General features: G+C 51.9%; 12 protein-coding genes and 1 pseudogene. 3 read left to right on the top strand and 10 right to left on the bottom strand.

Features of this window, described 5'->3' with window-relative positions; translation table 11 throughout:
• Positions 1-91 precede the first annotated feature (91 nt).
• Positions 92-1,513, bottom strand: a complete 1,422-nt coding sequence (locus ACQ86N_RS08110; RefSeq protein WP_431214717.1) for a tetratricopeptide repeat protein — start codon at positions 1,511-1,513, stop codon at positions 92-94.
• Positions 1,514-1,884: 371 nt separating this feature from the next.
• Here ACQ86N_RS08110 and ACQ86N_RS08105 point away from each other — a divergent pair, with 371 nt between their 5' ends.
• Positions 1,885-2,253 carry a hypothetical protein gene (locus tag ACQ86N_RS08105; protein WP_431214716.1) on the top strand — a complete coding sequence of 123 codons (369 nt, stop codon included), beginning with the start codon at positions 1,885-1,887 and terminating at the stop codon, positions 2,251-2,253.
• Positions 2,254-2,492: 239 nt separating this feature from the next.
• On the opposite strand, the gene ACQ86N_RS08100 is transcribed toward ACQ86N_RS08105, so the two are convergent.
• The 4 genes and pseudogenes from ACQ86N_RS08100 to ACQ86N_RS08085 form a co-directional block, all read right to left on the bottom strand.
• On the bottom strand, positions 2,493-3,158 hold the full coding sequence (locus ACQ86N_RS08100) for a hypothetical protein (protein ID WP_431214715.1): 666 nt from the start codon (positions 3,156-3,158) through the stop codon (positions 2,493-2,495).
• Between the two features lie 183 nt (positions 3,159-3,341).
• A complete protein-coding gene (yidC, locus tag ACQ86N_RS08095; protein ID WP_431214714.1) occupies positions 3,342-5,174 on the bottom strand; it encodes a membrane protein insertase YidC in 1,833 nt (610 codons plus the stop codon).
• Between the two features lie 313 nt (positions 5,175-5,487).
• Positions 5,488-7,010: pseudogene (locus ACQ86N_RS08090) on the bottom strand (CTP synthase); the annotation flags it as partial.
• A 372-nt stretch (positions 7,011-7,382) separates the two neighbouring features.
• Positions 7,383-7,652: a hypothetical protein gene (locus ACQ86N_RS08085; protein WP_431214713.1), complete on the bottom strand. Its 270-nt coding sequence runs from the start codon at positions 7,650-7,652 to the stop codon at positions 7,383-7,385.
• 212 nt (positions 7,653-7,864) lie between these two features.
• Here ACQ86N_RS08085 and ACQ86N_RS08080 point away from each other — a divergent pair, with 212 nt between their 5' ends.
• Positions 7,865-8,878: a hypothetical protein gene (locus tag ACQ86N_RS08080; RefSeq protein ID WP_431214712.1), complete on the top strand. Its 1,014-nt coding sequence runs from the start codon at positions 7,865-7,867 to the stop codon at positions 8,876-8,878.
• A gap of 15 nt (positions 8,879-8,893) precedes the next feature.
• Here ACQ86N_RS08080 and proC read toward each other — a convergent pair whose 3' ends face one another.
• Both proC and rfaD read right to left on the bottom strand, forming a co-directional pair.
• The gene (gene proC / locus ACQ86N_RS08075; RefSeq protein ID WP_431214711.1) at positions 8,894-9,676 is read right to left on the bottom strand and encodes a pyrroline-5-carboxylate reductase; all 783 of its coding nucleotides are present in this window, start codon (positions 9,674-9,676) and stop codon (positions 8,894-8,896) included.
• A 4-nt stretch (positions 9,677-9,680) separates the two neighbouring features.
• The gene (gene rfaD, locus ACQ86N_RS08070; protein WP_431214710.1) at positions 9,681-10,676 is read right to left on the bottom strand and encodes an ADP-glyceromanno-heptose 6-epimerase; all 996 of its coding nucleotides are present in this window, start codon (positions 10,674-10,676) and stop codon (positions 9,681-9,683) included.
• Positions 10,677-10,724: 48 nt separating this feature from the next.
• On the opposite strand from rfaD, the gene ACQ86N_RS08065 reads away from it, so the two are divergent.
• Positions 10,725-11,810 (top strand): acyltransferase family protein, encoded by a 1,086-nt coding sequence (locus ACQ86N_RS08065; RefSeq protein WP_431217319.1) that lies wholly within the window; start codon positions 10,725-10,727, stop codon positions 11,808-11,810.
• Here the strand turns inward: ACQ86N_RS08065 and ACQ86N_RS08060 are convergent.
• The 3 genes from ACQ86N_RS08060 to ACQ86N_RS08050 are packed head-to-tail and all read right to left on the bottom strand — an operon-like array spanning position 11,807 to position 14,084.
• Positions 11,807-12,826: an AIR synthase related protein gene (locus ACQ86N_RS08060; protein ID WP_431214709.1), complete on the bottom strand. Its 1,020-nt coding sequence runs from the start codon at positions 12,824-12,826 to the stop codon at positions 11,807-11,809. The genes ACQ86N_RS08065 and ACQ86N_RS08060 overlap by 4 nt on opposite strands.
• Positions 12,745-13,896, bottom strand: a complete 1,152-nt coding sequence (locus ACQ86N_RS08055) for an AIR synthase-related protein (protein ID WP_431214708.1) — start codon at positions 13,894-13,896, stop codon at positions 12,745-12,747. Before ACQ86N_RS08055 ends, ACQ86N_RS08060 begins: the two co-directional genes overlap by 82 nt.
• A gap of 26 nt (positions 13,897-13,922) precedes the next feature.
• A complete protein-coding gene (locus ACQ86N_RS08050) occupies positions 13,923-14,084 on the bottom strand; it encodes a hypothetical protein (RefSeq protein ID WP_431214707.1) in 162 nt (53 codons plus the stop codon).
• Positions 14,085-14,102 lie beyond the last annotated feature (18 nt).

Genomic DNA, 14,102 nt, shown 5'->3' with positions numbered 1-14,102 from the left:
AAACATTAGTAAGCGTCGCAAAAATAGGAAACAATCGCTTACAACGCGAGCATGCGAACACAATACAGAATATTCTAATGTATGGAGGGGACTAAATAGACTTGTTCTTCTTGTAGCGGGCAATCACATCCACCACCGGCTGGTATTGAAGTATGACGGGATTCAGTTCCAGTAATTTTTTTAACAGTTTCGGCGCCTTCGCCATCGCATTCTCCAGCTGCAGCAGCCCCTCGCGGCTCTTGCCCAGAGCAAAGTATACGGCCGCAAGATAGAAGATGAACAATGGTTTGCTCCCCGTGATCCGGATAGCCGTCTCCACCTGCTCGAGCGCCTCCTCAAAATATTCGGCGTTGTACAGACAACGGATCAGCGCCTCCCAGCTGGAGATATTTCTCGGCCTGATACGAACGACATTGGAAAAGTACTGGATCGCCTCCTTGAACTCACCCAGCTGCATCTTGCATTCCCCCATCGCCAGATTGTACTCCGGCTGCATGGCGTGTATCCGCATCGCCGCTTCCAGCTGCTTTACCGCCTGCCCCCACTGGTCCTCGTTGATATAGGTACAGGCAAGCTTATAATACAATTTGCTGTCATCCGGATTCAGATGCGACGCCTTGCGGTAGTAGAACCGGGCCTGCCCATAGTTGTTCAGCTTGTCATAACAGTGACCTATAGCTTCATAGATCACGTCCTCCGGCCTGGACAACTCCAGCACTTTCTCCAGCGACTCGATGGCGTCCCTGAACTTACGCAGACGAATATACGCATCGCCCATATTGCGATACGCATAGTCGAACTTTTCGTCGATAGCCAGCGCGTATTTATAGGCGTCCACCGCCTTCTCATAAAGCTTCAATCCCTGAAAAGCCGCAGCCAGATTGAACCAGGCCAGTTCATTGTAAGGCTTTTCATCGATGATCTGCTGGTGAAGCTTGATGCTCTCTTCGTTCCTCCCCGTAAAATCGGTCCAGAAACAGATCTTGTACAGCGCCTCCTCATTAGCCGGGTCCTGCTCGAGTATCAGCTTCAGGCAATCGAATATTTTGTCGAATTCTTCGTAGTCGTCGTATACATCGGCCAGCTCGAACAATAGTTCGATCCGCTCGTCCCCCTCGAAATGCGCAAGTGCGCTCTCCAGCAACGAGGCCGCCTGCTGGGGCTTGTCCAGCGCCAGATAAGCATCCGTCTTAAGTATGTAAAGGTTGATATCCGAACTATCGAGCAGCTCCACCTGCTCGAGAATAGCGAGAGCTTCGTTATATCGCCGGGTGGCGATCATCAGATCCGCTTTTTTGATCATCAGGGCCGACGAGTACGGATACTGCTCGATCCCCAGTTCAACCGCTTCGATCGCCTGGATCAGATCCTCTGTATCGTCGAAATAGTCAATTATGCGTTCGAAAGCTTCCTCTTCCATGAAGGAATGACGCCTGCCACTCTTCAAATCCTGATACTGCTTCAACAATTCCTTCAATTCTTCTCTATCCTGGTGGTATGGATTTTCTTGCATGTGTTAAAGGTTATTGTAAGTTACGGGATAAAAATTTCTCTTCCGAAAATATTTCACCCCACCCCATGGTGGTAAAACACTCTTACCCTCTCAAGGTAAAAAATGTCCCTGCCATGGCAACCTACGGCAGCTGCGATCCGTATAATTTAACAGAATGAAAACCTGGCTCGGTTTTCGAACTTTGACAAACGAACCTTTGCCGGCAAAAAAATGTTAAAAAAGACCGGTAAAACAGAAGAAAAAATGGCTAATCTGTAACTTTTTAGCCATCAATGCGTTAAAGGTTTATTAAAGTTTGTGACGAGCGGTTAAAAAATACCCAATTTTTTTTACTACATTTGTGTTAGAATGCTTATATCAACAACCATACAATGGAGGAAATTGATGCGCAGAACGCTCGTCAGTGCCCTGCTGATTGCAGTGGTTGGCCTCAGTTTCGCCAGCAAAGGCGGCGGTGGCGAAAAGAAAAGGACAACAGCGTTCCCCTCAAAACCAGCTTTACCCCCATCCGCACCTCGACCGGCTTCACCCTTAAGGCCGGCCCCACCTATACCGGCTCCTACCTTCTGGGTACCGAAAAGACATCCAATTACGTGTCTTTCAACACTTTAGTTACCTATGAAAGAGGAAACAGCGTATTCATCCTCCCCTATCGCTACAAGATGAACACCTCGGTTTATCTCAACAACAGCGGCAGCAATCTTCGCCTGCTTGACCTTCGCGTCAATTTACACAAATAATCGTCTCGCTTCGCTCGACTGGCGCCTGCTTGACCTTCGCGTCAATTTACACAAATAATCGTCTCGCTTCGCTCGACTGGCGCCTGCTTGACCTTCGCGTCAATTTACACAAATAATCGTCTCGCTTCGCTCGACTGGCGCCTGCTTGACCTTCGCGTCAATTTACAGAAATAGTCAACCCCCATAAAGAAAAAAAGGCCCCGGTCCCGGAGCCTCCAAAGATTTATTCCCCCTTTCTCCTATCCCCCAACATTCATCGTCTTACTCTCTTCATAGTTCATTTCCCGGTAACCCGAGCTCGGCAGGTCAAACTTCGACGCCGGCACCGGATTCAAATTGATCCTTGATACCCGGTACTGTATCCGCACATTCCCGTTCGTCAGCTCATACTCCAGCGGAAGCCCGTCCAGGGTCCGGAATGCCGGGTCGTACTGGCGGTTCTCAGGAATGATATCGCGGGTATAATAGACCGAGATCAGCATCCCCGACTTCGTCTGTCCCGTCGCCTTTACACACCTGTAGCCGGCAATATCCTTTGTCTCACCCGTAGTTTTGAAAACAATGCCCTCATACATCTGATTCTTCTCCGACCAGTTCTGGGGATTCAGGCGGATCAGCAGCTTCTGTCCGCTGACCTCCTTCAGAACGACGGCAAAACCCGTATTGGCATCAAATATAGTTGTGGAAGAAAATAGCGCGTTGCTCATTTCCGAGCGGGACTTGCTCCCCTTGATATAGACAGTATGCGACGCAGCCCCAATATCATCAGATTTGACATTCCCGATAAAAACGGAATAGTCGTAGATAAGGGTCAACTCTGCTATCTTTTTCTGCCCCTTCGAGGCCGGCGACAACAAAAGCCCAAAACATATCAATAAAAGGGTCGTATAGATCGGATTTTTCATAAAATCCGTTAAAAATAAGAAAGACCCGCCAGACTTGCAAATCACCCAACTATCCTTTTATAAAACCACTCCTCCACCGATCCCCCCAATCGCCCAATCCGTTACTATCGCCCCCCTATAGCAGGCCGAACAGCGGCGGAACAGTCCACACGACCGCAGGCCCACAGACGAGATCCCAAAAATCTATCCCTTCCGCCCCTGCGTCCTCTTCTGTATCTCCTTCTGCTGCTCCTGCATCTGCTCCAGCCTCTCCTGCCACTTGGACTTCGCCTTCGGCTTGCTCCTGTTGTCCTGCAGCTTCGCCAGTATCTTCTCGTGGTCGATAATATAATTCTGGATCACAAACTGTAGCGCCAGCGTTATCACGTTCGAAACCGTATAATACCAGGTCAGCGCCGAAGCCAGCTTGTTAAACACCAGCAACAGGATCACCGGCATAAAATAAGGCATATACTTCATCGCCGGATTGCTTTGGTCCGGAGTCATGCTCATCCCGTACAGGGAGATCAGGAAGCTCGTCACCACAGCACACAGCGCAAAAAGGCTCACATGGTCCCCATAACCCGGAATACTAAAACCGAAATGCACGATCGTATCATATGTCGACAGATCCTTCGACCAAAGGAAATGCTCTCCCCGCAGACCGATATTCGAGCTAAAAAAACTATACAATGCAAAGAATATCGGGATCTGCAGCAACGCCGGGATACAGCCCCCCAGCGGATTCACCCCCGCCTCCCGGAACAGCTTCATTTGCTCGACCCCCATCTGCTGCTGATCGCCGCCTACCTTCTTGCGGAGTGTTTCTATCTCCGGACGCAGCGCCTTCATCTTCGCACCGCTGAGATAACTGCTATATACCAGCGGAGAAGTGACCAGACGGATAAAGAGGGTCAGCAGCAGGATCGCGATGCCGAAAGAAGAAATATGCGATTTGAAAAAATTGAAAACCGGACGGATAATATATACGTTCACCGGACGGACAAAGGAATACATCCCGCGGCCCAGATCGATGATATGCGTCATGCCCGGAGCCTGCTTGTCCAGGATATCGAAATCATTCGGACCGAAATACAACTGTAAAGGGACCGTCGCCGACGCTTCAGCCGGGATCTTTGTCTGCAGAGTGGCGTCAACCTTCGAGATGACGCTCGACGTGTCCGAGGTCTCTTTCACGACACGCACGCCGCCCGCAACAAAATTGTTCTTTGCGATAATCGTCCTGTTGAAGAACTGCTGGGACAAGGCCAGCCACTGCACCGGCTTTTCAAAATCTTTTTCCGTCCCCCGCGACATATAGTCGAAGCTATTGTTCTCGAAGAAACCGATGCTGCTATACTGCTTTTCGATCGAAACATTCTCCTGCGTCTTGTCCAGCTGCGCATGCCAGGTCAGATTCATCGTATTCTGGGTGAACAGCTTGTCCGGGTTGCCCACATGGACATTCCAGCTCAGCAGATAGCTATCGGCAGGCAGCACGAACTCGTGCTCCAGCGACTCTCCCGCCGGCGAGGGCAGTTTGAACCGGACCGTCTGGCTTCCGTCCGCATTCTTCACCACCTGCGCGGCATCGAAATAAAGATCGGCGATCTGCGCCGACTGATTCGAACCCGTATTGATGGAATAGCTGATGCGGCTGTCCGTACCAGGCCTTACCAGCCTGACGGGCGTGCTGTCATAGGACTTGAACTTCTTCAACTCCACGTCTACCGGCTGCCCGCCTTCATTGCTAAAAACGATCTTCACCAGATCATTTTCGACCGTAACCTGCCTCTCCGCACTCCTGAACGCCCGGTCAAAACTATTCGAATCGACCACAGCCGCGGTCGTGGCCGTATCCATCGCCTTCTGCTCTTTCGCAGCCGCCGCCTGCTTGCGCGAATTGACGAACGCAATCGAGTCCTGCTCCCGCTTTTGCCGGGCCGCCAGTTCTTTACTGCTCTTGGTTGACGTAAATAAGTAGATGAAAAGTAAAACCCCCAGCAGCACAAACCCAATTACCGTATTGCGATCCATTCCCATGACATTTTTTGTTATGTGTCGGAGATGCACTTCTCCAAAAACTAGCGCATCTCCGACAAAGCGCTAATAATTGTCCTTCGGACAAGGCCCTTTCGGGCCAAAGAAGTGCAAATATAGCACGGGCCTATCACGCCGCCAAAACAATAGCGGCCAATAGCCCCATGCGACCGGTAAACCCCTATATCATCTCGCTCTGCAACAGCGGGTTTTTGACCGCGCTCTTCGCCTCCGCGAACTCCTTCGCGGCCTTTACGAAATGGACAAATATCGGTTGGGGATTCTCCACCGTGCTCTTCAGCTCGGGATGGTATTGTACTCCAAAAAGAAAGGATGATTCGGTAGTTCGATGATCTCCACCAGCCCGCTTTCGGGATTCGAGCCGCTGGCAACCAGCCCCGCCTGCTCGAACTGTTGGAGATAAGCATTATTAAATTCCCAGCGATGACGATGCCGTTCCGTGATCTCGCTCTTCCCGTCATAGATACCCGAGGCCAGCGTACCCTCTTTCAGTACACAGGGATAGGACCCCAGCCGCATCGTTCCACCCTTCGCCGTCACCTTTTTCTGCTCTTCCATCAGATCGATCACCGGATGGGGCGTATGCACGTCCATTTCCGTCGAATGCGCGTCTTTCAGACCCAATACGTTGCGGGCATATTCGATGACGGCCATCTGCATCCCCAGACAGATCCCGAAAAAGGGCAACTTGTTCTCCCGGGCATACTTCACGGCTATTATCTTCCCCTCGACTCCACGATGCCCAAATCCTGGCGCGACCAGCAAACCGTCCAGATTGCCCAGTTTCTCAGCCACATTCTCATCCGTGATAAATTCACTGTGTACGTTGACGATCTGCACCTTGCACTCATTCATCGCCCCCGCATGCACAAAAGATTCGAGAATAGACTTGTAAGCGTCCTGCAGCTCGATATATTTTCCGATCAGACCGATCGTCACCCGGCTCTTGGGATATTTCAGTTTGTCGAGGAACTCTTTCCATTTCACCAGCTCAGGCTCACGATAGTTCGTAATGTTCATCTTCTTCAGACAGATGACATCCAGCTTCTCCCGCATCATCGTCAGCGGTACCTCATAAATGGTAGGTGCATCCGCAGCCTCGATCACCGCCTCCGGCTTGACATTACAGAACAAAGCGATCTTCTTGCGGATATCCGGCGAAAGGGGCTCCTCCGTCCGGCAAACGATAATATCCGGATGAACGCCTTCCTGGCTCAATAACTTGACACTATGCTGCGTAGGCTTGGTCTTCAGCTCCTTCGCTGCCTTCAGGTAAGGGATCAACGTAAGATGTATCACTACGCAGTCCTCCTCGGGCATCTCCCACTGCAACTGCCGCACCGCCTCTATAAAAGGCAGCGACTCGATATCGCCCACCGTACCCCCAAGCTCCGTAATAATAATATCCCATTTATTACCCTGACCGAGCAGGAGCATCCTCCGCTTGATCTCATCCGTAATATGAGGGATCACCTGCACCGTCTTCCCGAGATAGGCTCCCTCCCGCTCTTTGTTGATCACCGTCTGGTAGATCCTTCCCGTAGTCACATTATTGGCCTGCGAAGTAAATATGTTCAGGAAACGCTCGTAGTGCCCAAGGTCGAGATCGGTCTCCGCACCGTCTTCCGTCACGAAACACTCCCCGTGCTCATAGGGATTCAGCGTACCCGGGTCTACATTGATATAAGGATCGAACTTTTGGATCGTCACCCTCAAACCCCGCGCCTGCAGGAGCTTCGCAAGCGAAGCCGCGATAATTCCTTTTCCGAGCGAAGAAGTAACACCACCTGTAACAAAAATATACTTAGCCATATAATGGTCAATTAATTTATTATTAAATGCGTTGTTTAGTTATTGGCGACAGCGAAAAAGGATTATTTTACGTTCCCGATCCCCGCTCTCCGGTATCAAAAGTCGCCTTCCATCTATCAAAAAGACGGGCTTCCAGCAATCAAAAGATACCGTGGACCATTTGCTCATCTGCTGAGCCCGGCCCGCTGTTTGACCTGCCGAAAAAGATAATAGAAAAATAAATTCCAGGAGGTCATGCAAAGTTACATCAAATTCTTTTGCCGGAAAAATACACCCGAAAAAATTGCGCACATCCTGCGCACAGCTATCATAAAATAAGAAAGCCGGCTGACACCGGCTTCTCATCATCATTCTATTACTTAATTCAATTTTCTACTTAAACGCTGCCATGGAATACGTGGGCTTAACCCGGGAATCCATCGGCTCAGGATTCACATTCCCGGAAACCTCCTTGCTGACGGTTTTTTCCGTCTGATTGATCTTTACAGCATGGAGGACCGCGATTGAAGCAATTTCAAGAACTAACACTAAGGCTGTAAGGGTTTTTCCTTTCTTCATGATATAATGGATTGGATTTAAGTGCTTTTCTACGGTACTGATTAATTTTCCCGCTTCCTTTCCATACTCCTCCAAGCCAAACAACCACGGAAGGTCTAAATGCTCGCCAATTCAAACGCAAGATAAGGCCTCTTTATTTTACCAACAAGGTAAAACCCGGCATGTTTCCGGGGACTTTTACGAAAATCATCCATCCCATCCAAAACCTAACCCACTAGCAATCACTTATATATATAAGAAAAAATAATTCATCCCTCAAATTATTTTGAGTATTTTACACGTCTATCCGATATACTATGAAACTACCTATTCTCCTTTCTATCCAGGGCCTTTTCGTCTGTTCCCTGACCTACGCCCAGGTCACCCCCACACTTTCCGGCCTGCCCATGACTACCATCCGCCTTGTAAGCGACGCCGCCCTCACCCCCCAGGGCCTCTTCAGCCACTTTGAACTTATCGACCAGCGACCCGATACGGCACGCATCGGCCTACACACCAACAAGGCCGCCTCCTCGTTCAGCCGCTCCCGCGACCGCCAGCTCGTCCTCGCCCAACCCGCCGCCACCGAGATCGCCGCCTGGCTCAACAAACAATACGCCCGGCCCGGCGCCCCCTATACCGCCCTCATCGTACTGCGCACCCTCTGGCTCTCCGACGCCAATTACGGCAATGAAGACAAACAAAAAGACCCCCGAAAACTCAACGAAAGGACGCATATCCGCCTCAAGGCCGAGGTCTACGCCCAAAAGGACGGCATCTACACACCTATATTCCGCTTCGATACCCTCCAGTTCACCACAAAAGCCGTCTATTCGGTCAAAAGCCCCTACTCCGTATGGGACAAAGACCTCTCGGCCATCCTCGGCGAACTGGCCGACAGCGCTTCCCTTCTCACCGCACAACGCCCCTCCTCCTCAGACAGAAGGCTCCGCCTCGAAGACATCCACCGTTTCAACGAATCCCGCTTCGGCCTGCCCATCAACGGAGACAGCTCCCTCGTCCCGGGAGCCTACGCCAGCTTCGAAGAGTTCAGGAACAACGACCCGTCCATCCGGCACTATGAAATTAGACTGGAGAACAACAAACGACTCCTCTATATTTCGGAGGGAGCAAACAGTTCCTACTACTCCCACGACGCATGGGGATACTGCGATGGAAAAAACATATTCGTGATGAGAGACGGGATCCTGTACCCCGCCTGGAAAGAAGGCAAGGCTTTTTATATTTCCGGCAGCCCCGACCCGGCCATAACTCCGTCGACCGGATTCATAGGCTGCACCGTAGACATGGACAACGGAACCCTCTACTAGTCCTTCGCTATCTTGTCATAGCTCGCCACCAGACCCTTGATCAGAGAGGAACTGAAACCACTGGTGCTCCATCTCGTTCAACCCGGCAATCGTACAGCCCTTCGGCGTAGTCACCTTGTCGATCTCCTGCTCGGGATGCGAACCCTTCTTCAGCAGCAGCTCCGCCGCCCCCTTTACGGTCTGCGCCGCAATCAGATTGGCCGTCGCCGCATCGAATCCGATCTCGATACCTCCCTGGATATTCGCCCGGATATACCGCATGGCGAACGCCGTTCCGCAGGCGCCAAGCACCGTTGCCGCGTCCATCAGCTTCTCGTCTATCTTTACGGCCTTGCCCAGCTGGTCGAAGATCTCCAGCACATACTGCAGCTGGTCCTCCGGCACATTCGGAGACGCCGCGATACAGGTCATACTCTCCTGTATGGCTATCGCGGTATTGGGCATCGCCCGCACCACCGGCACCTTGCCTCCCAGCCTCTCGGAAATATGACCGATGCTGACACCCGTCACCACGGATACCAATAGCTGCTTGTCTGCCCGGAACTCGGCCTTCAGCGAGGACAGAATATCATTCACCTGGAACGGCTTCACAGCCAGAATGACGAGGTCCGCATATCGCACCGCCTCCTCGTTCTTGTCACTGACCAATACCCCCTGCCGCTCGAGATGATTCAGGGTCTGTAAATTCCTTTTTGTAATGAGGATATGCTTGGGAGAAACAAAACCACTTTGTATCAAACCTTCGGCAATGGCCGTACCCAGGTTGCCGCCCCCGATGATGGCGATCTTCTTATTCATAAGTTTAATAATATTTACCCTTCGCCAGATAGTTCCGGACATAATCTCCCACGCCCTCTTCCAGGGAATAGAACGCATCCGTATAACCCGCACTCCGCAGCTTCTGCATATTGGCTTCCGTAAAATACTGATACTTGTCACGGATATCCTCCGGCATGTCGATATACTGAATATTGGCTGGCATGTCCAGCCCCGCATAGGTCGCCCTCACCAGGTCCTCGAACGACCTCGCCTTTCCCGTTCCCAGATTGTAGAGCCCACTCGACGGACGATGCTCCATCAGCCAGTAACACACTTTTATCACATCCTTTACGTAGACAAAATCCCGCAGCTGCTGCCCGTCCTTGTAGTCGGGACGATGCGACCTGAACAGCTTTACCACCCCATCCTTCCTTATCTGATTAAAGGAATGAAAGATCACACTCGCCATCCTCGCCTTGTGATACTCGCTCGGCCCATACACATTGAAGAATTTAAGACCAGCCCAGAAAGGCGGAGCCGATTCCTGCTGCAGCGCCCATTTATCGAATTCATTTTTCGAAACCCCATAGGGATTCAACGGCTTTAGCTCCTTCTCCAGCCCATGCCGGTCATCGTACCCCTTCTCTCCTGCGCCATAAGTCGCGGCAGAAGACGCATAGACCAGACCGATGCCGTGAGCCACGCAGTAAGCCCATATCTTCTTCGAATAGTCGACATTGAGATGCTCATGAATGGAATAGTCGAACTCCGTCGTGTCCGTCCGAGCCCCGATATGAAAGACAAAGGAAATAGCCGGCTTATTTTCCTCCAGCCAGTCCGGGAACTCCTCTCTCTCCACCCGGAACGCATACTCTTTACCGTCCAGGTTGGGATCCTTCTTCGGGTCTCCGAACGCATCCACCAGTATCAGGTCACGATACCCCTGTTGATTGAGATACCCCGTGAGACAACTGCCGATAAACCCGGCAGCACCGGTGACTACTATATATTGCTTGCCGATACCTGTCGATTCTTTCATATTTTGACGGAATTACCGAAATTGTGCAAATATACTCTTTTGCAACAGATGAGACTGGGATCGATACAATTTCTACGGATGCTTGCCGCGTTGCTTATCGCCTGCCTCCACGGCATAGAAACACAGGTATATACCCCGCCCGGCTACTATCCCTCCCGGCCCATATCACGCGAGGTCGGCGCGCTCGGCATCGGAGTCGATATCTTCTTTGTGATCTCCGGTTTTATCATCTCCCTGACCGCCGCCGGCTACAACGGGCGGGACCAGAGCCTGCATTTCCTGAAGAAAAGATTCATACGACTCAACCCCGTGTACTATATCGCCCTGCTGATTTTTCTGGCCCTCAACATTCACCACATGCTGAAGGACTATGTTCCGGGGTATGAGGTATTCCTGAAGTCGGTAATCCTTCTGCCGCTGGCCGATAGCGCCATATGGAACGTATGTATCCTGCCTGTGGCATGGACGCTGAATTTCGAATGGTATTTTTATATCCTTTTTGCAATCGCGATCGCCCTTCCCGTAAAGAACAAACCCCGGTTTCTAATCGCACTCGGCATCATACTCGTAGCCTGCTATTACATTCCAGGCATCACAGACGCCCGAATTTGGTTTGTTACGAATCCGATACTGCTCGAATTTCTGATGGGAGCCGGCATATACCTGTGGTATCGCCACGTCTTGCCGTCGCGCGCAGTTGCGTATGGACTGCTGATTGGTGGAGTTGCTTTATACCTGCTTGATACTGTCTATGGCTCAATGTTTCTGAACGATCTATCCGGTACCGCAGAAGGCCGTATTGCATTTCAGCGGGTGCTTCAAATGGGTATACCCGCCGCTCTGATAATGTCCGGGTGTGTTTTCCTCGAAAAGAACGGCCTGTTTCTGCCGCTATGGAATCGTCGGTGGGTCCAGCTCCTTGGGAATGCCTCCTATTCACTCTACCTCACCCACTATATTACGTATACGGCACTTGAAGCGCTCTTTGTCAGGATCGGGCCGGTAATGAACTTCAACCTCTCCATCGTTACATGGTTCCTGATTGCCGTCATCAACGGTATTCTTTTCTACAGGTACGTGGAATATCCGCTCCTGCAAACCCTCAGGAGGCTCCCCCGGAGCGCCGGTGTCTAGTTAAGCTCGACCAGCTTGTTCATATAATTCTCGAGACTCCGGTCATACCTGTCCTTCCATTCGACGACGGTTCCCCAGTCCTTTCCGTCCACCTTAAACTCACCATTGGTGACAACCCCCAGCTGCGCGACAGGGAATTTCCCGACAGCCTTCTTAAAGGCGTCAACGGCATCCGCCGCAACACTCACCACCACCCGGCTCTGGGATTCCCCGAACCAGTAGGCATCCTTTCTGATCCCCGCGTCGGAAGCGGATACGTCGAAACCGAATTCGCCGGGGAACGACGATTCAGCGAGCGTAATAAAAAGACCTCCCTCGCTGACGTCATGGGCGCTGCGAATCAGCTTACCCGCGATCAGCTCGGCCACTTTCTCCTGTAACCGCACCTCCTCTTCCACATCAAAATGAGGGGCCGGGCTGAACTCGACCTTCTGTATCTTATGCAGGTACTCGGATGACCCGATATCATCCGTGGGAATCCCCAGCAGGAATATCAGATCCCCCTCTTCCTTAAAATTCAGCGTCATCTTATCTTTCACGTTTTCCAGCAGCCCTACCATCCCGATCGTCGGCGTCGGATAGACGGCTCCGTCAGGATTCTGGTTGTAGAAGCTGACGTTACCGCCCGTCACAGGAGTATCGAACCTGCGGCACGCATCACCCATACCCCTGATCGCGTTGACGAATTGATAGTAGACTCCCGGATCGTAGGGATTTCCAAAGTTCAGACAGTTGGTTACGCCCAGCGGCAGACCACCGCTGCAGACGATATTCCGGGCGGCTTCCGCAACTGCTATCATCGCCCCCTTGTAGGGATCGGCGTATACATAGCGGCTATTGCAATCCGTAGTCACGGCCAGCGCCTTGCCAGAACTTCGGGCCTGAACACTGTTCAGGCTTCCTCGTTCGTAACCTTCGCCAGGCTCGGTCACCTTCACCAGCACCACCGAAGCGTCGCTGGGCTGGTTCGTCGAGGTATTGGCCGCCCCAACGGTGCTGTCATACTGGACAGCCACCCAGCTTCTTGGAGGCAATATTGGGTATGGCTACCAGCTGCTCGGCCAGCTTCCTGAAGATCGGCCGGAACTTTTATTTTCGAAGCATCGAATGCCCTGATCTTCTCCAGATAGCCAGGCTCGCTGTAGGGACGCTCGTACTGCGGAGCACCGCCGCCCAGCACCAGCTCAACAGCCGGGATCTCGGCTTCCAGTTCGCCATTCATATAGAATTTCAGCAGGCCGTCGCCCGTAACCTCGCCGATTGTGGCGGCCGGCAGATCCCATTTCTCGAATATCCGGATAACCTCCGCTTCCTTTCCTTTCTCCACAACCATCAGCATACGCTCCTGACTTTCGCTCAGCAGCAGCTCCCAGGCTTTCATATTTTCCTGACGGGCAGGTACTTTGTCAAGGTCGATCCGCATCCCGGCCTCGCCCTTGGCGCTCATCTCCGCGGTGCTGCAGATGATTCCCGCGGCGCCCATATCCTGCATGCCGACCACTGCGCCCGTCTTTATCACTTCCAGACAGGCTTCCAGCAGCTTCTTTTCCTGGAAAGGATCACCCACCTGTACGGCCGGCAGCTCCTTCGTGCTTTCACCCGTGATATTGGCAGACGCAAACGACGCCCCGCCGATACCATCCTTGCCGGTAGCGCTGCCGACAAAGATCACCGGGTTGCCTACGCCTTCCGCCGTCGCCGATATGGTCTCTCCCTTCTTTACAATACCAACGCTCATCGCATTCACCAGAGGATTGGTATGATAACAGTCCTCAAAATAGATCTCTCCGCCTACCGTCGGCACGCCAAAACAGTTGCCGTAGTGGCCGATGCCGTGTACCACACCCGACAACAGATGCTGGGTCTTTGCGGCCGCGATGTTCCCGAACCTCAGCGAATTCAACGAAGCGATAGGCCTCGCCCCCATTGTAAATATATCCCGGTGAATACCGCCTACGCCTGTCGCCGCCCCCTGAAAGGGCTCGATGGCAGACGGGTGATTATGTGATTCGATCTTGAAAACAACCCCAAATCCATCGCCGATATCCATCAAACCCGCGTTCTCTTCGCCCGCTTTCACCAGCATCCTCTTACCTTCCCTCGGCAGGGTCTTCAGCCACTGATCGAATTTTTATAGCTGCAGTGCTCGCTCCACATGGCGCTGAAAGCACACAATTCTGTAAAATTTGGAGTACGACCCAGCTTTTTCTGAATTAACCCGAACTCTTCCGCAGTAAGACGCAACTGTTCGGCTGTTTTGATGGTTATTTCCATAAGCCGCAAAAGTACGAA

The sequence above is a fragment of the Puia sp. P3 genome, assembly GCF_050632245.1.
Classification (GTDB): domain Bacteria; phylum Bacteroidota; class Bacteroidia; order Chitinophagales; family Chitinophagaceae; genus Puia.
The sequence above is the reverse complement of the archived record's forward strand: the minus strand, read 5'-3'. Positions and strand labels throughout refer to the sequence as shown.